We start from the raw sequence: 17,577 nt of genomic DNA, 5'->3' as shown, positions 1-17,577 counted from the left end.
TTTCACAAAAAAAACAAACGGCACAGGACTTTTCCCATGCCATTTCAGATTTCATTTTTATTCCTGTTCTTGTCTTTGAACTAAACTAAATGACATTGACCACATGGCAGCCCTTTCGATAACTATCGTATCTGTTAGTTCAGTATTTCTTAGGCTTCCTGACAATGTCCTGCCAATGCGGGGGAAGCTCATGAAGAGAAACTGTAAAAATAAGATCAGCCTCAATATGCAAGTCGTACATAAGCAAACCATCAACGGTCATATGAATGTTACCAGCTATTGAATTTTCAATTGGGACAATACATTTATCGACTTCTTCTTTATGAACTGCTTCTAAGACATCCATTATGGATTCGTGCATAACCCAAGCTGTTTGCTTAGAAAAAAACTGATGTGCAGCTTCTTCTGAAAATGTCCCCTTTGGACCTAAATAAGCAACTCTAATCATCCTCAAAAGCCCCTTTTTTTACACAATTATACAGCTAGTTTCCTTAAAGTACATTATACTTCACTACGCTCTACTGCCCGTTACCAGAATAGGCTGCCGATATCGGCAGCCTATTGTCATTGCGCTATCGTTCCCAGTTAGCTTAACGCTTCAAGTATTTTATTCTTTTCCATTCGTCTGGAACATGAAGCCATAGTGCTGGTGTAAAGCATTCGCTAAAACGTTCGTGACAAGAAAATTCTCTAATATAGTTCCATACAGCTTGATTTATTGAGTATATTTCGTCTTTGGTTACTACACCAGTCTCCAACTTGTTGTATTCACTTTCTGCAATTTCAAAAGTTTCGTAATCAAGCCCCATTTCACTATAATATCCATCACAGCAGGTACACTTGGGGCCGCCCATGCCGTGAGGACAACCATAAAGTTTTTTATTTTCGTCTGAACAATGACACCACCAAGTTACAGCGTTAATTGCTATCCCTGCATTCGAAAGTTCCTCAATTAACTTTTCACTTAACTCATACTTCGTAATAATGTCAATGTAACCTGAACCGACAGGATAAGACTGATATTTCTCTAATAAAGTCTCAATATTATTTTGAACTCATTATTTTTTTGTCTTAAGTTTTCTAAATACTTCATGAGAAAACAACTCCTTATACAAACCATTCTATCATTCCATTAACCTGCCAGATAGTTGAGCAGGCTGCCGATGTTGCCAGCAGCCTGTCGTCATGGAGTAATAGTTCTTTAGTGGACCAAATCATTTTCCTTGCATGGGCTAGAGTGAATGTCTACAATTGGGATGAAGGAGGGGTTGTGGAAATGTTAACAATGCAACGTGAAGTTTTTCAAGAGATGGAAGACGATGCGCTAATTTCCGCCTGCTTTAAACCGCTTATCCAAACATACAAGGAGATAAACAGCGAAGGGCTTGATTTGGCCAATTTTTACCATAAAATGACCTCCGGCCAACAAGCTTTATTTATTTTCCGCACTTACTACAGCCATGTTATTGAGTCGGTACAGGAACTATACTGGTGGAGTGCCTTTTTTATGGCTCAGGAGCCGAGATGGGCTGCGCTGAACGAGAAGATGCGCGAAATTGAGGATCTCGAGTTCGTTGCACTTTTGCAAGACGTTGAAGCCATGCTCCGCTCCCGCAATCATCCGGTTCTTCTTACTGATTTTCCCTGTGTATCTCGTGATGATCTGGATTTAGATACCGAGCTTCGTGATTTCTTTCAGTCGGCATATGAGCGACTAACCCAAATCACCGTTAGAACAAATAAATTCTTGGTTGCATTAATACGCAATTCACCGGACTCCTTCGTGAAGTGGAGCTAGATCACATAAAGCCGCCCAGTTCAGGGCGGCTTTTCTGTTTAAGTAAGGTTCATGACATTCAGTTGAGCTATCCCGTTTGCGGATTGCATGAGCTGCCGCCTCGGCAACTTCTCGGAGTGAACTATCGTACCCGTTTAGCGTAATCAACGGTGGTTATTTTCCTCACTCAATTTTGCCTTTTGAATTACATCAAGAATAAATGGATGCTTGGCATTGGTATAAGCAACTCTGTCATGATGATACTTTTCTGCAAGTTCTTTTTTTAATTGATTGTACTGCTTAAGCATTTCTGGATGGGCTCTTAAATAATCCCTGAACAAAATATTGTTTTTCCATTCTTCGCTTCCATAAACGTAAATATGTAAATGATGCGTTCCTGCTCTCCATTGACCTCTCCTGAAAAACCTTCTGTTAGGGAATTTATTGTGATAAACATGCTCATACCCTATCTTTGCAAGGGGTTCAATAAAGGCTTCAACTTCTTTTAATTCGTTTACTCCGACCATGAAGTCGATAATCGGTTTTGCTCCTAGCCCCTGAAGAGAAGTACTACCAATATGTTCAATAGCAATTGCTTTATCAGTCATAACTTCCTCAATTTTTCTTTTCTCCTCTTGATATATAAATGGCCATTCGTCGTTATATTCTTCAATTATTACCGTTTCCATAAGTACCCTCCTCCTTGCCTGAGCATGCATTATTTTATCACAGACTATTGAAGTAATCTGCTTTTAGCTTAATAAACAATGAGGAGCAGCTGCCGCGGCAAACTGCTCCCTGGATCGTTTCAACTATCGTACCCGATAGCTTAACGAAAAAGGTGACGAGAAACTTCTCGTCACCTTTTCATTTATTTCTGCCCTACTAATCCAAGTGAAAATCAAGTCCGCTGTCCGTAAGAACGAAATCCTTACCACCATCGTAGTAGCGGTGCTGTCTTGCTTACATGCTTAAATTATATTACGAATGGATAGATTAAATTCTCTAACTTTTTCAAACAATCTCTCTACCTGATCTTTGGTAAATGTAACAGTATCACTATAATCAGCATCACTTCTCATATCCATTAGTTTGTTGTACATTTTTCCGAGTTCAATGGATATAAGTCCAGGGCGAATCAACTCATTATTCACAAATGATCGAACTTGTGTATGGCTTTTACTTCTGATTTCCTTATGCAACATATAAGCTGTCACTGCCTGGAAAGCAGAGTAATATAGTGAACTCACGGCTCTATCATATATTTGATTTTCTATATCGGTCTTGGCTGATTGAAATGATCCTTCAGATTTCTTCAACAATAGCTTGGTCGCTTCACTATATCTCAATTTCAACACCTTCGCTTTCAATATTATCCTTGAAAGGTAGGGAAATATCTTTTTCTTCAAGCCAATTTTTATAATTCTCTATTGTACTCATTAATGGAGCGTCTTGTTCCATAATTACATCAAATTGTAACTCCGACAATTTTTCTCGTATCTCTGTTGTCTTTGGATCTTCAACTAACACCATTAGATCTACATCGGAATGTTCATTGTGATCGCCTCGAGCTTTAGAGCCAAACATGATCAGTTTTACAAGTTTAAAGTTCTGTTCGAGCCGTTCTTTTAAGAGTATGATTGCTTGTTTTTCATTGTTAGACAATGTAGTAATGTCCGCAACCTTTAAACTTCTCATGGACATTCTCCTCTTTTATCTCGTTATTATTTTATTTTAGCCTTAAATGATCTTGAGTAAAAGCACTTATTGAAGGATTTAGGATTACGCTAATCTGCCAGTTACTCCAATGGAAGAGGGAGTAGCTGCCGCGGCGTGGTCTGCTCCCTGGTAATTCAACTCCCTCGTTAGCTTAATAACCCTGGCTACTCGTTCGGCTGCCATACTTTCAGTTTATTACCATCGGGGTCATAGAAATCGAATTCTCGAAACCAGTTATGCTCAAGCAGTTCGCTAACACGAATACCATTCGAGCGGGCATACTCGTACAGTCCGACAATATCTGAAGTTTTAAAACACACAACCGGCATTTCATAGCTTTCGCCGTTTTCCAACCACTGGTCTGTCCGAAAAGTTAGAACCTGTTGGTCTAATCGCTCACGTAGGAAAACCTCCTGCCTACCCACAAGCAAATAATCTCCGCCATGCTCTAACCCAAAATGCTCAACATACCATGCCTCGGACTGCTTCCTGTTAGAAACCGGGATATAAACACCATCAATTCCGGTCAAACCGTTTTCCTTTTCATCTGTTCCACTAAAGATCCCCCTCACATTAATTTCACTTGGATCACGGTATAGCCAACTTAATAAGGAACTTGTACCAAGATATTCTAGACCGTGTCAGACTAATCCTTCATTCGGTTGAGCAAATCTGACCGTTAACGCAATAACGGCTGCTTCGCAGCAGCCGTATCAAGTATCGTACCCGTTAGCGGAATGATCTGGACTCTTCATCTATGGTACGGTTCACCGGCAATGTCTCTAATGGCTGCGGTTCTCGTTTTAATTGAACAACAGTTGTCCGATGTTATCCCTTTTGCCCGAGATTCAATCCACCACTTTAATCCCGTCGCTGTGCACGATTGAATTAGCGACGTAAGGGGAACTTTGTGTCTTGAACTCCTGCTAACATTGTTTTTCAGAGTACCCCCGTGTTGATTATCCATCGTGAACATGAGTTGCTGAGCTTCTGGCAACCTCGACAAATGACTTGCTATCGTAGCATGGAATCTACGCGGGCTTCATTCGGTCAATGTTCTTGTCCTCCTACAATAAATGTAAAAAATATCATTCATTCATGATAAAATGCTTAAAAATCCCACTTCAGCCAAACGGCCAAAGCGGGATATAGTCTTACTCTATATTACCGGAGCCGGTGCACCATATTCGGCCCACTGCTCTTTCGTCGGGCCGTAAAGATCCGGCACACGAAGGCCGGCCTGACGCATCAGGACCGTCATTTGACCGCGATGATGAATCTCATGCTTTACGAGGATATCCAGCGTCAAGCCGTTCGGCCATTGATCGCCGTACATGTCGCTCATGATGAGCAGATTCTCATCCTTCCAACTGGACTGTACAGCATCAAGGAGCGCTTGCGAGGTCCGCTTATAGACCGCCGCAATGTCCGCTGCCGAAGCTGGCACCGACACATCTTCGCCCGGTCCTTCGAAAGACAATCCAGTCCGCGATGGCATTTCGTGCAACGTCTGTACAAGGTGCCATGCAAGACGTCCAAGCGTTCTATGGTCGCTTGTTATCTGTTGGCCAAGAGACTCGTCGGTGAGCGTCTCCAGCGTCCGCATCGTTGCTGCCGTTTCATTCCGCCAAGTTGCGGCAAAATCCTCGATGTGTTTATACATATCCAACATCTCCCTTTTGTAATGGAATAACATCATTATATCATTGTTTTATTTCAATATTTGTAAGTGTGTGTTCCGTTAGTTACTCTTCAGAGTTATGCAAATGTAAATGAAACTCTGGTGCTTGTAACTTGTACTATCACTTTAAGGTACAGACTCCTTTTGGCGTAAAAACGTAACCGTTCTTGCATAAGTAGCCGCAAAAGACGGATTTTGTCCTAATTGGAGTTTGATTCATCCTGGTACATAAAAAGTCCATATTCTGTCATAACAGAGGAGTGGCCCAGTTGACGAAGCATAGCAGACAGATTACCTCGGTGGTACGTACCATGATTCACAACTTGTATAATAAATTCTGAATATCTGGTGTTTAAAATTCCAGCGTAAGGATTATCCAAGACAACCCCTTTCTCAAGATCCGCATGCCCGTTAATACATGCTTTGAATCTCACGGACAAATCATCATACATAGCTTCCAGTTCCTCAAGGCTTCTAGCTTCTGCATCCGCCTCGATTTGAAAAGAAGCTTCCATAGCTTCATTCATACTTTTACCCATCAGGATGTCCAACCAACCGCAATCAACCTTGTATATATGTGCCATGACCTTCGACACCGAAGAAAACACGCTTTGAATTTCTTGTTTGTATAGGTGATGCGGAAGCTCCTTTAATCGATTAAAGATTATTTTATTTGCCCATACATGATAGTCGTAAAATCTCAAACTATGATTTGTCATTTCAATTACCTCCGGTTTTTGTAGTTTACTTATGTATTCATCATACTATTACAAAACCATCAGACTTCGAAAAATAAGTATTAGACTGACATCAATAATAGAAACAGCGGCTGCCAGGGATGTGAAAATAAGTCCTAGACTGCCGCTGAACTATCGTACCCGTTAGCTCAACAAATTCCCTTACTCAGGGCTACCCGATTCGTTTGAATGCTTTTTGAAGCTTTTCTCCATACTCCGTTTCAGCCAACTTGGGGGTTAGCGTTTTCGAAACAACATCACTGTAATAAAGAACGAGATAATTCTGTGCCTTGTAGACAATCGGGGCATAGGAACTGAGAAGTTGTTGACGCTCTTGAAAGTGTTTTTGCCCAAGTTCCCGTTTTTCTTTGGAACCAAAGTCATAAACCATAATGGTTTCTAAGGTGTTATCAAGTTTATATCTGACGGGTGTGATACCATCAAGTTTAGAATTGTCAGTGTTTTTTTGTTGTTCAGTAATGCCGATTCCTTCCGAACCAATGGCCTCAGCCAATGATGCAACCTTTTGCTGTTGAGTTGAACAAGCAGTTAATAGTGACAAGCTTAATAATGCTACAAACATTCCTTTTACCATTGAGCAACCCTCTTTTCTAATTGTTGTGCGTGGTTAGGAGTTGGAAAAATTCTCACTCCCCCCCCTACACCGAACATGATGACAAGCATAAGTAAGACGCTGGAAATATGATAAGGTTGCTGTTTCGTCCAATCATCCTTTAACTAAAATATCCTGCCAGTTAGCAGAGGAAATAAAACGGCTGCCGAAGCAACCGCTTTTCGCTATCGTACCCGTTAGCATAACGTGGTTCGGTAAAGCATACAAGAATTATCAATTAGCGTGTACATTCATGTCCGTACATCGATAACTCGCTTCATCCGTCTTAGTACGACAACTTCGACGTGATGCCGTGGTACCAGTTTGGAGGCAAGATCCTGATCCATCACAAAGTACCGGGCTTCCTTACCTGACTCCAGTGTCACGGTGACCCGGCCACCTTTGACGGCCTTCACAATCGCTCCGAGGACCAGATGATCTTTTTTTAACAGATCAATACTCAGAAGGACCGAAATATACAGCCAGGTCAGCCCTATGAAACCCCAGAAATAGAAAGCAACTCCCATATCATCCGGAATCATTAGGACTGCAGCGAGGGTTGCTGCGCAGCCCTGCATGACTGCCAAAATGAAAAAGGTGATCAGATTGATGTTCATTATATGTAAGTCCCTTCTTTCACGAGTAGAGTATGAGTAAGTCTATTCACAAAAACCCTCCGTTCACGTTAAAACCTTGTTGTACCATACTACGTTCCAATTTTTGGTTAGTTGCGTTATCCTGCCAGTTAGCATAATGAAGGGCCGCCATGTGGCAGCCCTTCCGAGTTTGAACTATCGTAATCCGTTAGATTAGTGATTTGGTGTTTTTCAAGATAGTGCTCGTAATAAAGAAGAGTAAAAACGAGGTAACAAAAGTAACGCCTACATCTAACCAAAGGTAGTCAGTAAACAAGTAATAGTTTCTTGGGAAGTATTGAGAGATGTTGGAAAGAGGATTCGTTTCAATATCCATGATTATTTTTTGAGTCTCTATGTGGTTATATAACTCATCAACAAAGAATATACAGAGCCCAGATAAAAACGATAAAAATAATCCACGAAAAACAATCGTATTTATGATTATCCCTCCAATTGATACTGTTTTAATTTATGACGCAACATTCAATAAAAAGTTACGCTAAACAGCCAGCGAAGGAAAAAGGGATCTACAGACTGCACGGCAGCCGGTGATCCTTTTTAAGTAACGTCATCCGTTAGTGAAACAAGCCATGATGATGGTTTACTTTATTATCGCGACCAATTTGTCATTGTCTTCGCTTTTCAAAAGTGTAACTTTCGCTTTGGAGTCCACTTGATATTCCCAATAGCTAATGACTTCTTTGTTTCCTACTTTTACATTCCAATCTTTGGTCAGCGTTACGACAAATGTCCCGTCTTTCTTTTCTTCAGCGAACGTTCTCAACTCCAAATTTATTTTCCCAGACTTTCCTCCGATCGTACCTTCAACTATTTTTGTTTGTCCGGAATTAGTCGGGAAATCTACAGAAGGTTTACTTCCTAGTCCCTTTGCACGAGCCTTTAAAACCATTACGATGGCGTCAGTATTAGTGAAACCTTCTTTCTTCACCACTGCGGCTGTTGGCACATTTGTGATTACTTCCTTTGTAGCAACAAAATCAGAATTTGTATCGGCAGCTCGTTGATGAACAGCTTGTGGGTCTCCAAACTTAACCTCAGTAGCGTTGCCTCCGCTACATCCCGATAATGCTATGAGCATCATACAGCCATAAACCACAAGATTCATGTTCAATATTACCACTTCTCCCTTGTGCTTGTATCTGCAGACAATAACGTTATAGTTTTCATTTTGTTGCAACTCACAAACAGGTAAATAAAGGATCCCTGCCCGATAGTTTAGAGGAGTCCAAAGAAGCACTTAAAAATAGCGACGATACAACTCTTTACGACGTTCGCCCCGAAGTTGGGCATATATTTGGGTAGTGGATGCCTTCTCATGGCCAACCAAGCATCCCCTGGATGAAAACGGTACACCATTATCCAGTAGTTGGCAAGCGAATGTATGACGAAATCGATGAGGGTAGACATTCACCGAAAACTCTCCGCGGCTTGCCATTTTTTTGACTGTACATCGTATTGTAGGGATCGCCATCCTACGGATCGGATATGTTTCTGTTACAAATAGGGCTTTACATGAATCCTGTCTATCTCCCAGATATCTCTTTAACCATAGCTTACACTCAGTCGTAAAATAAATCTCTCTCTGTTTTGACCCTTTTCCATTTACAATTGCTGAGCAATGTTCCCAATCTATATCTTCGATGTTTATTTTCTGTACTTCACCAACGCGGCAACCTGTACAATATAAAAATTCTAAAAGAGCACGCTCTCGATTCGACAGACAAGAAATCTTAAGTTGGATAACATCTTCCTCAATCAGAAATTTAGGAATGCGTTTTTCCGTTTGGATTTCGGGCAATATGCCCTTCTTCAAATGCAAAACGAAATAGGGATCGCACAAATCGAATACGGTGTCCTAAGCTGCTTGGTTTTAACCGTTCTGCCTCTTTTGCCAAATATTCCTTAAGCAAGCTCAAAGATATTTCCTCAATTTCAATGTCACCTATTTCCCGAATGAGAATTCTCAATTGAAGAGAGTATGCTTTTAAGGTATGAGGACTAAACCCTAGAATTCGCTTATCGGCTTCATACAGCGCCCACAAATCGTTTAACTTCATGAAAAAGCCTCCCTAGTATTTTTAATTCTAGCTTTGCTTGAAATGGGAGGATTTAATCTATGAAGTATTCCCGAGGGAGGTGAGCAAAGGCTATCGATTAGTCGGCATCCTTTCGATGACGCTATCGTTTCCGTTAGCTTAATAAAATGAGCAGGCTATTGCAGCGCCTGCTCATCGATGTGTTCTCATTCAACTATCGAACCCGTTAGTTGTAGATTATAAATAACCAAGGTGTTACCCTTAATTATTTTCTTGCGATTATCATGAAACGTTTTGAATTCGTCATTATTCCCTTATTAGTTTGATTTTCTTCGATGAATTTTTTTAGTAAAGTAAAATCATTTTCATTTTGCCCAAAGTTCGGAATAATCGGAGTGTATTTCAACAAAAATACTAAATCTTCATAAGTTGCGTAATATTCTATTGCATTATATTCGGAAGACTGAATATCGGTAAAACCAGCTTCAGCTAACTCAGAAAGATATCTTTCTTTTAAAATTCCTTCATCAGTTCTAAAATCCTGTCCTCTTCCGAAAGCTTGTTTAATGTTGAGCTTATCACTTTCGCTTACTTGCTGCGTTAGGAATACCCCGTCTTTTACTAAGATTTTTGATACCTGTTTTGCATAGAAAGGTGAGTGCCGGCAAGATACCACATTAAAAAAGCTCTGGGGGAACTCAATATTTTTAGCATCCATTTGTAAAAAGCGTACATTTGTTGTATTTGATGTTTCCAGATTATGATTTGCAGTTTGAATCATTCCATTTGAATGGTCAATTCCCACTAAAAGTAAAGCAAACTCAGCTATTGTTAATAAAACTTCGCCACCGCCAGTACCGATATCAAGCAATATGTCAGACTTCTTGCATCTTTGGGTTACCTCAGAGTAAAGGCTCCATTTTACTCCTTCGGATATACATTTTACTTTACTAAAGTCCCAGCCGTTTAGTTTTCCAACACGATCGTAAAAATTCTTATACTCTAATTCATTCAACCTATTCTCCACCTTTTCAATGAGATAATAAAAAACCAAAGGATTTCGGGAAGCTGAACAGGAACCAATGAATAATTCATCAGTCCAGTGATCCAGACTCGCCTGGTGTCCCTTGGCTTTTATAATTTAGCGATGACAGCCGACACCGTTCGAAGTTATAGTTTTCATGTAATCAAAAGGGCAAAGAACCCCCTTGAAAGCTGGTACGCGTTTTTTCCAGCCCGAAAACTAATTACTTCGAACGATACGGAATGACATCCACTTCACCTCATTTGAAAGATTCTTTTTATTATAAATTAATGAAATGACATTCTGCAAATAATTTTTATGTCGCTATACTGCCAAATACTTCAAAAACTGTCGCCCTCTCATACCTTCAAGTCAGAATGCATATTTTTTGGCACGGCGAAAATGGGCTTGTTTTATTGTACAAAACATCATAAATTCAATTTAGCCACGTGCCATGAAAAACGATATTTTGGTATAAAAATGGGAGGAACATAGATGGAAATGGCGTCCGCGAAAGACTAACGGCAGCTTATTATTTAGATACATGGTTTAATTTCCAGTGTTCATCTTCGTAAATATATCCACCAGGTGGTTGATTGGAATAACCAAGATGCTTATCACAAATAAAGCATGACATGTGAATTTCCCCTTCAAAATGGACTTGGTTAACAGGCATTGTTTTAAAATTCCCTAGGGTAGGCTCATGCAAGGTCAGCTATTCAGTTATTCGTGGAAAGGCATCAAACATCCTTTATCACAACTAGAGTTATTCAATTAACCTCCAGTTAGCTTAACGCCCCACCCAGTCTAAGACATTTATTCAAGAGTTGTGGTCGCTTGGTCATTAATTAAGCGCGTCGCTCAAAAACTTCAACCTCGCAGACTATTCCATCAATATTATGGATCAATATCCTAGACAGATTGGGATCTCGATGTAAGGCACCGCTCTACTATGGCGATCCCTCCAATTCTTCTATCAACGGGGTTAATTATAAATGATATTAATGGTAAAAGATCATAAGTAATACTCATCAGTACTGCAGTTCAGGTACTATAACTTTTCAACAAACCCCGTAGACGTGGCTTCTGGCGGCCTCGTATAAAGGCTCAAATATCGTTTATTCCGGTGCCGCAACAGCCGTTCCAAATCTTGCTCTGTCACATCAGGATGTTTAGCTAATTCATTGGCAAAGGTATGGCGCAAGTCATGCGGGCGCAGCGGTGAAAGGTGGCGCTCCGGATCTTTCAGCTCTGCATCGTGCCATTTACCGATTTGCTCAAGGATTCGGTTAATGGACCTGGGATATAGTCGGCCATCTATATTTCGAGCTGGTGTTCCTTTCGCATTTAAGAACAAGGCAATCGTTTCCTCCGCATAATCCAGATGCCTTTCGAATTCCAAATAATCAGCCAGGGCAGCCCTTGCATCGGCCGACAAGTACTCGGTTCCTTCCAGGGCTCAGTTGTTTACAGTCTTAATAGTTGATGTTAAGCTATATATACAGTATTCTGTTTTTTTACCGATGCTGTAACCTTAGCTAAGGAGACATACTTTATTTGGTTTAGCTGTATCCTTTAACGGACAAGCTTGTACCAGGAGGAGTGTGTATGCCAAAGCAGGGTAACTCGGAAGGAGGTCGACATAAAATGAAGACTGAAATAAAACCAATTCGTCCAACTCACTTGGAGTTCGATTCTGAAGAAGAAATGAATAAGTTCATTAATTATGCGACCAGTACGAAAAAAACATCTGATCCTGGTTTGGATCGTTTGCGTCAATTGATGAAAACTCATAAACGTGCACCGGAAAGGAAATAACTTCTGGAACAATGCTAACGTACAAACATATATCATTGGAACTCAAAGAGGCTATTGATGGATTTAATTGTTCTGATGAAATCAGTGTTGAACTCTTTTTAAAAGAACAAGCTTTAAAATTACATTTGCTTCGATCAGCGGTTACCCGGCTGTATTTTGATGAAAGTCAAAACCTAGTCAGGTTTTTTACTTTGTATAACGATCAATGTTCACCTATTTCCTAGTCAAAAGGCCAAACACGGATGGAAACTTCCTGAGCTAGACTTATTCCCAGCTGTAAAATTGCACTATATTGGCGTCGACATCCGTCATCGGGATCGTGTACTTCATCGGTTTGGAGAGTATTTACTTGGAGAAGTTGTGGATCTTGTAGAGGAAATAGCAAAAAATAGCGGATGTAACTTCATCACGATTGAAGCATTGCCAAGCGCTCTTTCATTTTATGAGAAATATGGCTTTAAAGTTAGTTCGAGACAACGAGGAAATGGCGAGCTTTATAACATGGTATTAAAACTTGGCGAACTAGAAGAGTAATGATAGGGCTCCTTTTGGAGCTTTTTTTATTAGATTCTGTCCAGTATTATTCCGTATAGAATGATAAGCCCCCAGACTTATTTATTAGCCTGGGGGCTTATTTTCTATCTCAATTGTCTCCTTCCGCCGCCGATCCGATGTGTTACGTAGTCTACGACGTCGGGCGAATCAACAGGCTTCTTCTTTGGTTCTTCGCGATTGGCAATCTTCAGCGTTTTTCTTACCACGGCCCCGGCTGCGTATTCCATTACATCGTCGAGGGTTATGTGATCGATCTCAGCTGTCCGAGCGTTATGGAGGTACACCAGCGTTTCCATTCCGGCGACCACTTTCGGTGAGAGATGGACAAGTATTGGCTGCTTTTCACGCTTACCAAATAAAGCATCCCCAAGCCATGACATACTAAACCAACCTCCCGCGTCTTAATGTATGCATATCCTGTTGGTACGTAAAGTGCCCCCGGCGCATATCTCGTTTGTATTTATTGTTTATCCGTTTCATGAATTCTTCGCTGTCCAGGGCATATTCAATGGCTTCGGTATAAAACAAATTAAGAGAGATGTTATGACGGAAGCTAAGCGCATCGATTTCACTATGGGTCACTTCATCTATCCTGAGCGTCACCCGGTGTTTCTTATCAATCCGATCTACCCTCTTCTCCATTGCCAATCAACCTCCACTTAAGTTCGTTATCTTCGCTGTCATGACGTCATGACAGTGGATTTATAGCGGTCGGAGGGAGGAGGATAGATGGAAATATCCGGGCCTCCTTCCTTCTCTGTCCTAGAAAATATCATTCATTGCCTCTGTATCATCACTTACTTTCTCAGAAACCCTGAAAACAGATGTCTCTTGATTGCATGCGGTGCTGCTGACCCCTCCTTTTCCAGCTACCATATGAGCATATAATACGGACTTTACATAACCGCTAAAGTTTTTGCCGCTCTGCGCAATGACCCACTCAAATAGATCTCGTTGGTGATTGTTTTCAATGTTGAAGCTGATGGCTTTTCGTGTGAAATTCATAAACCACCTCCTGCACGATAGAAACCGATCGCGTTTGCAAACAAAGGATTTGGCAATGGCTGTACTTTCGAAAAATATGGCCTAAGTAGTTCCGTGAGCTCTTCTGCGCGGCCCCCGCTTATCAAAACGTGATCAGTGGAAGCCCACTTCTTACCGAGTTCACCCGCGATCCGAGCCGCCATTTGCCTGGGATTATCTGTTTTATTCGTATTAAACCCAAAAGGCAATGTGCCAGAATCCCGGTCTACGTATCGCTTATCCCGCATTGTCACGTAATTAACGGTCTTACTTCCCGCATCGATGACACGTACTAGGCCCTCTTGAGGAGCTGACCAGAACGCTCCTCCTCCTTCCACTGCCACTTTAACGTCATGTACATAGATCTTACGATCCTTACCATTTACTTCGATATCCCATTGCCCTTTCAAAAGATTGCGCATAGCTTCTTTCGAGTCTGGACGGTGATGTTCTACAGGTAGACCTGTTATGATGGATACATTCGAACAACCGGCAATGTGGATCGATACTAGGGCAAGAAGCAATGTATCGTTATGAGCTTTGTCATCGGTCATCATATAACGCCCAAATTCGGACTCATTAGCTGCCAAGTTTCCAATAAAATAGCGCTCGCCCTGAAATACCGCTTCAATATCGTCATCTCGCCGGGAAAGAAGCCTGCGCTCTCGCCACTCCCCCACGATTGACGGAATATACAAGGTCTGCCCTCCTGTGTACGCCTTAACCCCATTTCTTCCGATATCAAGTCCAATGTAATGGTGTTCCATATAAACCCTCCTTTAAACGTAGGTAAAACGTAGGTAAAACGTAGATGACCTCAGTGCCCCTTACGTTTTACGTATGTTTGATGTTATGCAGCACCGCTTGTCCATCTTTCCACACTTGTGATGAAATATTTTTGATTCCATGACAAAAGAGACGTTTATAGTTTCGTCGAATTGTCCATACTGATGCTATACAGTGATTCGTGATTCGCGGAAGGATGAGAAATATGTTTGGAAAGGAACGCAGTCGATTTGGTGAATTCATTGACCGCCATGGGATCAAACAAGAGAAATAAGGGAAATATCAAATGTTAGTCGGGAGACCATTTCGAGGGTCTGTAAAAATAGAGATTATATGCCTGCTGGTAAGACGATGAAGGCATTAGTGGACGCGGTAAGTAAGCTTACCGGAAAACAGGTTAAATCAGATGATTTTTGGATGTAGAACATTCTAAATCTGAGGTGTAGGGTTTGGTGTTGCCGAGTAATGTCGGCGAAGCGCGTGCGCAGCCGGGTAAGCGGCCCGAACTGAGGGATTAGGGTTTAATTAGAAAAAACCTGTACATACAGCTGTACATATGTACAGCTGTATGTACAGGTTTTTAAACCGACTTCTCCCCTACCGTTAATTCCTTGAAGATTTTGATATCCAGCATCACCCAGAGTGTTAGAGGTTGAATAAGGCATGAAAGAGTACCCACTCGTACTCTCTGCATAGATATGCAGCTGCCATCGCGTAATGGCTTACGAAATTAGGAGCCATACCGACCGGTAGAAGTAAATGTCACTTCTTAACTCTTGAATATAGAACATTTGTTCGCATATAATAAGAACATCAAATTTATGAGGACGGTGTTCTTAATGACGTCAAAACCACGCAAGAAACTCGAGGGTAACGGCATGTGGGAGAGCAGTCGAATGATGCTCCCTGAACATAAAGTGGCTTTGAATGAATGGGATCGGGAACGACAAAAGCGGCAGCGTATCGAACTCGATGAGCAGGAGTGGGAAGACGTTTCTCGCGTCGTGGGACAATCACTGCAACAGCAGCAGCAGGTCAAGCTGCGGATGTTCCATGAATTTGAGGAACTGGTGATCATCGGCATCGTCGATCGGGTCGATCAGCTAAAGGGCCGGTTCATGGTTGACGGTGAATGGTTTGCTATCCGGGACATAGAGGGTGCCCAGCTTGAGGATTGATCGTCAAAAATTAATCGAGCACCTTGAGATGAATGCTGAGCAGCTGCGCTTGAAGATTGAAGGCTTTGATGAAGCCAAGGGCATTGATAGCGGGATGATTTTGATGTGGGTTGCAAAGAAGATCATGCTCACTCATCTGCTGGATGATTTGTATCAAGGGAAGTTTGATGAAGTAAAAAAGCCGCTTAGCGAACCTTGAATTCGCAAGCGGACTTCATATAATACATGTTGTTTATAGTTACGGTATGCTCATCTTGCTTTTCAATCACACCACCATTGTCAATCATCTCTCCTTCTTGCCATGCCATAACCGGCGTTTTGTTAAACAAAGCAGCTGATAAATGCGCATCGGTAGCTAAGATGGATTTAAACACCAGCGCGTCCTGGTTGGGGTGCACCGAAAAAATATGATGAATCCCTCATATTTGTGATGTTCGATATGCTTTAAGATGAAGGCAAGGATATCCGTTTGCTTCCCTTCAAAGGAGCGCTATGCAAGGCTTGGCTAAATTTCCGAACAAACTACCGCGGGTATTCGTGACTGATCTCATGTATGATGGTGCAAAGCCCGCTGACGTAATGGTATTCGATTTCACTTTTTATTCGTGGCATGCAGATTCTTAATAAAGTGCAACCTGTACATACAGCTGTATGTACAGGTTGCATCTCTTGTTTTTGTTTTCATTTATTAATACCATTTTTTCTTGGGTTACTGCAACTGTATTTGTACAAACTAATTTTAAATTCAAAAGAGGTGAAACAATACCACACTAGATACCTGGGTATCAAGATATCCATATACTTGAGCATTTTATTAAACTCCTATGTACGCCTTTACCCCATTTCTTCCGATATCAAGTCCAATGTAATGGTGTTCCATATAACCCCTCCTTCAAACGTAGGTAAAACGTAGATAAGCTCAGTGCCCCTTACGTTTTACGTATGTTTGATGTTATGCAGCACCGCTTGGTTCCATCTTTCTACACTTGTGATGAAATATTTTTGATTTCATGACAAAAGAGACGTTTATAGTTTCAGAGTCTTGTCCATACTGATGCACTACAGAGATTCGTGATTCGCCGAAGGATGAGAAAAATGTTTGGAAAGGAACGTAGTCGATTTGGTGAATTCATTGATCGGCATGGGATAAAACAAGAAAAAATAAGGGAAATATCTAAAGTTAGTCCGGAGACCATTTCGAGGGTCTGCAAAGATAGAGATTATATGCCTGCCGGTAAGACCATGAAGGCATTAGTGGACGCGGTACGTAAGCTTACCGAAAACAAGTCAAATTAGATGATTTTTGGATGTAGAACAACCTATATTTTAGGTGTAAGATTTGTGGGTGTTGCCGATTAACGTCGGAGAAGCGGTATCCGCAGCTGTGGCCCCTTTGCTGTCTTCGAGGTAGGGTGGGATAAATCTGAACCATACCTGTACATACAGCTGTATGTACAGGTCGCTGACTTCTCCCCTACCGCTTGAAGATTTTGATACTCACCCTGAGTCTTGAATGTAGAAATCCCATGAAAGATTAACTAATCTTACTTTCTGCATCAGACGTATCCCAGATACGAAGGTGCCATTGCTCTACGACTTACGAAATCATGTAGGAATCGCAATGGCCGGTATGGAGGAACGAATGAAAAATTAGACTGCACCTGGGGGCCTGTTCTTTGAGCAGCTGGCAGAAGAAGCATTCCCGCAAAAATGGAGTAATGTCTTAAAATCATGAAACAGGAATTAATGTTCAATATAATGAAGGCACTAAAGAAATAGGCGGTGCTTACATGACGATCAAACAACGTAAGAAACTTGAAGGTAATGGCATGTGGGAAAGCAGAGATGCTTCCAGAGCATGCCAACGTTTAGACCAACCTTATGCCCCTCTTCAAGAGCAATTTAGTCTTACTATGATAATGAATGGAACGGAGATCCCCTATCAACGTAAAAGACTCCGGATTCCAAATC

Annotated in this window: 26 protein-coding genes; 6 read left to right on the top strand and 20 right to left on the bottom strand. The window is 41.4% G+C overall.

Annotated features, from left to right (window positions below; all coding sequences use genetic code 11):
• Positions 1–139: 139 nt before the first annotated feature.
• Together ASG81_RS20765 and ASG81_RS31185 are read right to left on the bottom strand one after the other, a co-directional pair.
• On the bottom strand, positions 140–448 hold the full coding sequence (locus ASG81_RS20765; RefSeq protein WP_056638670.1) for a prephenate dehydratase domain-containing protein: 309 nt from the start codon (positions 446–448) through the stop codon (positions 140–142).
• 142 nt (positions 449–590) lie between these two features.
• Positions 591–809 (bottom strand): hypothetical protein, encoded by a 219-nt coding sequence (locus tag ASG81_RS31185; RefSeq protein WP_155971741.1) that lies wholly within the window; start codon positions 807–809, stop codon positions 591–593.
• A 467-nt stretch (positions 810–1,276) separates the two neighbouring features.
• Here ASG81_RS31185 and ASG81_RS20760 point away from each other — a divergent pair, with 467 nt between their 5' ends.
• A complete protein-coding gene (locus ASG81_RS20760; RefSeq protein WP_056638667.1) occupies positions 1,277–1,798 on the top strand; it encodes a hypothetical protein in 522 nt (173 codons plus the stop codon).
• Between the two features lie 143 nt (positions 1,799–1,941).
• On the opposite strand, the gene ASG81_RS20755 is transcribed toward ASG81_RS20760, so the two are convergent.
• The 13 genes from ASG81_RS20755 to ASG81_RS20700 all read right to left on the bottom strand — a co-directional run bounded on the left by ASG81_RS20755 (position 1,942) and on the right by ASG81_RS20700 (position 11,684).
• Positions 1,942–2,466 carry a GrpB family protein gene (locus tag ASG81_RS20755; protein WP_081417477.1) on the bottom strand — a complete coding sequence of 175 codons (525 nt, stop codon included), beginning with the start codon at positions 2,464–2,466 and terminating at the stop codon, positions 1,942–1,944.
• 282 nt (positions 2,467–2,748) lie between these two features.
• Positions 2,749–3,126, bottom strand: a complete 378-nt coding sequence (locus ASG81_RS20750; protein ID WP_056638660.1) for a HEPN domain-containing protein — start codon at positions 3,124–3,126, stop codon at positions 2,749–2,751.
• Positions 3,116–3,475 carry a nucleotidyltransferase family protein gene (locus tag ASG81_RS20745; RefSeq protein ID WP_056638657.1) on the bottom strand — a complete coding sequence of 120 codons (360 nt, stop codon included), beginning with the start codon at positions 3,473–3,475 and terminating at the stop codon, positions 3,116–3,118. Before ASG81_RS20745 ends, ASG81_RS20750 begins: the two co-directional genes overlap by 11 nt.
• Positions 3,476–3,660: 185 nt before the next feature.
• Positions 3,661–4,026 carry a VOC family protein gene (locus ASG81_RS20740; protein WP_155971740.1) on the bottom strand — a complete coding sequence of 122 codons (366 nt, stop codon included), beginning with the start codon at positions 4,024–4,026 and terminating at the stop codon, positions 3,661–3,663.
• Positions 4,027–4,655: 629 nt separating this feature from the next.
• On the bottom strand, positions 4,656–5,159 hold the full coding sequence (locus ASG81_RS20735; RefSeq protein WP_056638651.1) for a DinB family protein: 504 nt from the start codon (positions 5,157–5,159) through the stop codon (positions 4,656–4,658).
• 218 nt (positions 5,160–5,377) lie between these two features.
• The gene (locus ASG81_RS20730; RefSeq protein ID WP_056638648.1) at positions 5,378–5,896 is read right to left on the bottom strand and encodes a DinB family protein; all 519 of its coding nucleotides are present in this window, start codon (positions 5,894–5,896) and stop codon (positions 5,378–5,380) included.
• A 190-nt stretch (positions 5,897–6,086) separates the two neighbouring features.
• Positions 6,087–6,509, bottom strand: a complete 423-nt coding sequence (locus tag ASG81_RS20725; protein WP_056638645.1) for a hypothetical protein — start codon at positions 6,507–6,509, stop codon at positions 6,087–6,089.
• A gap of 269 nt (positions 6,510–6,778) precedes the next feature.
• Entirely contained in the window at positions 6,779–7,144 is a 366-nt protein-coding gene (locus ASG81_RS20720; RefSeq protein WP_056638642.1) for a hypothetical protein, read from the bottom strand.
• Between the two features lie 622 nt (positions 7,145–7,766).
• On the bottom strand, positions 7,767–8,297 hold the full coding sequence (locus ASG81_RS20715; protein WP_056638640.1) for a hypothetical protein: 531 nt from the start codon (positions 8,295–8,297) through the stop codon (positions 7,767–7,769).
• Between the two features lie 126 nt (positions 8,298–8,423).
• Complete coding sequence (locus tag ASG81_RS20710) at positions 8,424–8,984, bottom strand: tyrosine-type recombinase/integrase (RefSeq protein ID WP_235548959.1); 561 nt, start codon at positions 8,982–8,984, stop codon at positions 8,424–8,426.
• Positions 8,950–9,243: a site-specific integrase gene (locus ASG81_RS32995; protein WP_235548958.1), complete on the bottom strand. Its 294-nt coding sequence runs from the start codon at positions 9,241–9,243 to the stop codon at positions 8,950–8,952. The genes ASG81_RS20710 and ASG81_RS32995 overlap by 35 nt, the downstream gene beginning before the upstream one ends.
• Positions 9,244–9,487: 244 nt before the next feature.
• A complete protein-coding gene (locus ASG81_RS20705; RefSeq protein ID WP_056638637.1) occupies positions 9,488–10,237 on the bottom strand; it encodes a class I SAM-dependent methyltransferase in 750 nt (249 codons plus the stop codon).
• A 1,060-nt stretch (positions 10,238–11,297) separates the two neighbouring features.
• Positions 11,298–11,684 carry a tyrosine-type recombinase/integrase gene (locus ASG81_RS20700; RefSeq protein WP_056638634.1) on the bottom strand — a complete coding sequence of 129 codons (387 nt, stop codon included), beginning with the start codon at positions 11,682–11,684 and terminating at the stop codon, positions 11,298–11,300.
• Positions 11,685–11,893: 209 nt separating this feature from the next.
• On the opposite strand from ASG81_RS20700, the gene ASG81_RS20695 reads away from it, so the two are divergent.
• Together ASG81_RS20695 and ASG81_RS31180 are read left to right on the top strand one after the other, a co-directional pair.
• Positions 11,894–12,064, top strand: a complete 171-nt coding sequence (locus ASG81_RS20695) for a hypothetical protein (RefSeq protein WP_155971736.1) — start codon at positions 11,894–11,896, stop codon at positions 12,062–12,064.
• A 360-nt stretch (positions 12,065–12,424) separates the two neighbouring features.
• Positions 12,425–12,598, top strand: a complete 174-nt coding sequence (locus ASG81_RS31180; protein WP_162255049.1) for a GNAT family N-acetyltransferase — start codon at positions 12,425–12,427, stop codon at positions 12,596–12,598.
• A gap of 104 nt (positions 12,599–12,702) precedes the next feature.
• On the opposite strand, the gene ASG81_RS20690 is transcribed toward ASG81_RS31180, so the two are convergent.
• From ASG81_RS20690 to ASG81_RS20675, 4 genes are all read right to left on the bottom strand, one after another.
• The gene (locus tag ASG81_RS20690; RefSeq protein ID WP_056638630.1) at positions 12,703–12,999 is read right to left on the bottom strand and encodes a hypothetical protein; all 297 of its coding nucleotides are present in this window, start codon (positions 12,997–12,999) and stop codon (positions 12,703–12,705) included.
• A 1-nt stretch (position 13,000) separates the two neighbouring features.
• The gene (locus ASG81_RS20685; protein ID WP_056638627.1) at positions 13,001–13,261 is read right to left on the bottom strand and encodes a hypothetical protein; all 261 of its coding nucleotides are present in this window, start codon (positions 13,259–13,261) and stop codon (positions 13,001–13,003) included.
• Between the two features lie 120 nt (positions 13,262–13,381).
• Positions 13,382–13,624 carry a hypothetical protein gene (locus ASG81_RS20680; protein ID WP_056638624.1) on the bottom strand — a complete coding sequence of 81 codons (243 nt, stop codon included), beginning with the start codon at positions 13,622–13,624 and terminating at the stop codon, positions 13,382–13,384.
• Entirely contained in the window at positions 13,621–14,409 is a 789-nt protein-coding gene (locus ASG81_RS20675) for a ParM/StbA family protein (protein WP_056638621.1), read from the bottom strand. Before ASG81_RS20675 ends, ASG81_RS20680 begins: the two co-directional genes overlap by 4 nt.
• Positions 14,410–15,267: 858 nt before the next feature.
• On the opposite strand from ASG81_RS20675, the gene ASG81_RS20670 reads away from it, so the two are divergent.
• The gene (locus tag ASG81_RS20670) at positions 15,268–15,606 is read left to right on the top strand and encodes a YolD-like family protein (protein ID WP_056638618.1); all 339 of its coding nucleotides are present in this window, start codon (positions 15,268–15,270) and stop codon (positions 15,604–15,606) included.
• Positions 15,596–15,805 carry a hypothetical protein gene (locus ASG81_RS20665; RefSeq protein WP_056638614.1) on the top strand — a complete coding sequence of 70 codons (210 nt, stop codon included), beginning with the start codon at positions 15,596–15,598 and terminating at the stop codon, positions 15,803–15,805. The genes ASG81_RS20670 and ASG81_RS20665 overlap by 11 nt, the downstream gene beginning before the upstream one ends.
• Here ASG81_RS20665 and ASG81_RS20660 read toward each other — a convergent pair.
• Positions 15,792–15,980 (bottom strand): hypothetical protein, encoded by a 189-nt coding sequence (locus ASG81_RS20660; protein WP_056638612.1) that lies wholly within the window; start codon positions 15,978–15,980, stop codon positions 15,792–15,794. The genes ASG81_RS20665 and ASG81_RS20660 overlap by 14 nt on opposite strands.
• A gap of 1,416 nt (positions 15,981–17,396) precedes the next feature.
• Between ASG81_RS20660 and ASG81_RS32990 the strand changes: the two genes are divergently transcribed.
• On the top strand, positions 17,397–17,577 hold a 181-nt coding region (locus tag ASG81_RS32990; protein WP_235548957.1), incomplete at its 3' end, for a hypothetical protein.

This window comes from Paenibacillus sp. Soil522, assembly GCF_001428245.1.
Lineage (GTDB): Bacteria > Bacillota > Bacilli > Paenibacillales > Paenibacillaceae > Pristimantibacillus.
This window is presented reverse-complemented; position numbering and strand designations above follow the sequence as displayed.

What these genes read in the sequence shown, in the direction of transcription:
- ASG81_RS20690 (WP_056638630.1), bottom strand. Translation starts at nt 12,999, where the DNA reads ATGTCATGGCTTGGGGATGCTTTATTTGGTAAGCGTGAAAAGCAGCCA.
- ASG81_RS20760 (WP_056638667.1), top strand. Translation starts at nt 1,277, where the DNA reads ATGTTAACAATGCAACGTGAAGTTTTTCAAGAGATGGAAGACGATGCG.
- ASG81_RS20755 (WP_081417477.1), bottom strand. Translation starts at nt 2,466, where the DNA reads ATGGAAACGGTAATAATTGAAGAATATAACGACGAATGGCCATTTATA.
- ASG81_RS32995 (WP_235548958.1), bottom strand. Translation starts at nt 9,243, where the DNA reads ATGAAGTTAAACGATTTGTGGGCGCTGTATGAAGCCGATAAGCGAATT.
- ASG81_RS20725 (WP_056638645.1), bottom strand. Translation starts at nt 6,509, where the DNA reads ATGGTAAAAGGAATGTTTGTAGCATTATTAAGCTTGTCACTATTAACT.
- ASG81_RS20695 (WP_155971736.1), top strand. Translation starts at nt 11,894, where the DNA reads ATGAAGACTGAAATAAAACCAATTCGTCCAACTCACTTGGAGTTCGAT.
- ASG81_RS20745 (WP_056638657.1), bottom strand. Translation starts at nt 3,475, where the DNA reads ATGAGAAGTTTAAAGGTTGCGGACATTACTACATTGTCTAACAATGAA.
- ASG81_RS20670 (WP_056638618.1), top strand. Translation starts at nt 15,268, where the DNA reads ATGACGTCAAAACCACGCAAGAAACTCGAGGGTAACGGCATGTGGGAG.
- ASG81_RS20730 (WP_056638648.1), bottom strand. Translation starts at nt 5,896, where the DNA reads ATGACAAATCATAGTTTGAGATTTTACGACTATCATGTATGGGCAAAT.
- ASG81_RS20720 (WP_056638642.1), bottom strand. Translation starts at nt 7,144, where the DNA reads ATGAACATCAATCTGATCACCTTTTTCATTTTGGCAGTCATGCAGGGC.
- ASG81_RS20735 (WP_056638651.1), bottom strand. Translation starts at nt 5,159, where the DNA reads ATGTATAAACACATCGAGGATTTTGCCGCAACTTGGCGGAATGAAACG.
- ASG81_RS20765 (WP_056638670.1), bottom strand. Translation starts at nt 448, where the DNA reads ATGATTAGAGTTGCTTATTTAGGTCCAAAGGGGACATTTTCAGAAGAA.
- ASG81_RS20685 (WP_056638627.1), bottom strand. Translation starts at nt 13,261, where the DNA reads ATGGAGAAGAGGGTAGATCGGATTGATAAGAAACACCGGGTGACGCTC.
- ASG81_RS20675 (WP_056638621.1), bottom strand. Translation starts at nt 14,409, where the DNA reads ATGGAACACCATTACATTGGACTTGATATCGGAAGAAATGGGGTTAAG.
- ASG81_RS20680 (WP_056638624.1), bottom strand. Translation starts at nt 13,624, where the DNA reads ATGAATTTCACACGAAAAGCCATCAGCTTCAACATTGAAAACAATCAC.
- ASG81_RS31185 (WP_155971741.1), bottom strand. Translation starts at nt 809, where the DNA reads ATGGGGCTTGATTACGAAACTTTTGAAATTGCAGAAAGTGAATACAAC.